At 55.3% G+C, this 255-nt stretch carries 1 protein-coding gene; it reads left to right on the forward strand.

Annotation, left to right across the window (positions count from 1 at the left end; translation table 11 throughout):
* Positions 1-255: reverse transcriptase/maturase family protein (locus tag AAZT04_RS26325; RefSeq protein ID WP_434682341.1), on the forward strand; the 255-nt coding region annotated here is incomplete at both ends.

Genomic DNA, 255 nt, shown 5'->3' on the forward strand with positions numbered 1-255 from the left:
GTGATCGTATTGTTCAACGGGCAATGCTGATGGCGATGGAGCCAATATGGGAGAGTGATTTTCATACACTTTCGTATGGCTTCCGGCCTGAACGCAGTGTCCACCACGCGATCCGCACGGTGAAATTGCAGCTCACCGACTGTGGGGAAACACGGGGACGCTGGGTGATTGAAGGCGACCTGTCCAGTTACTTCGACACCGTACATCATCGACTGCTGATGAAGGCCGTACGCCGGAGGATCAGCGACGCACGTT

Origin of the sequence: Serratia sp. Je.1.23.a (assembly GCF_051129805.1) — a bacterium.
GTDB lineage: Bacteria > Pseudomonadota > Gammaproteobacteria > Enterobacterales > Enterobacteriaceae > Serratia > Serratia liquefaciens.